This is a genomic window from Mesorhizobium sp. BHbdii, from assembly GCF_053848045.1.
Genome location: NZ_JBSPKX010000228.1, coordinates 1 through 438, shown reverse-complemented (window position 1 = coordinate 438; position 438 = coordinate 1). Strand labels below are relative to the sequence as shown.

Below are 438 nucleotides of genomic sequence, written 5' to 3'. Positions count from 1 at the left end.
GGATCCAGAACCCGCTGCCGGCCAGCGTCTTCTCCAAGCCAGAGCAAAAGTGCCTGGCCAATGGCATCTATTTCGAGGCGCGGAGCGAATCCGTGCGCGGCCAGGCCGCCGTTGCCCAGGTCATCCTCAACCGCGTGCGCAATCCGGCCTATCCGAATTCGATCTGCGGCGTCGTCTACCAGAACGACAGCTGGTTCAACCGTTGCCAGTTCTCCTTCGCTTGCGACGGTCGGAAGAAGCGCATCGACAGCCCGGCTGCCTACAAGACCGCGCAGGACATCGCCATGGCCGTCACCGCCGGCAAGATCTTCATTCCTGAGGTCGGGTCGTCGACCCACTACTACGCCCAATATGTCCATCCGGGCTGGGCGCGCACCATGCAGAAGATGACCAAGATCGGCCTGCATATCTTCTACCGCACCTATGGCGGCGGCTGGA

Annotated in this window: 1 protein-coding gene; it reads left to right on the top strand. The window is 62.1% G+C overall.

What is annotated here, in order from left to right; genetic code table 11:
* Positions 1-438 (top strand): cell wall hydrolase (locus ACWTU8_RS32770; protein WP_455851370.1); only part of this gene is annotated, 438 nt, incomplete at both ends.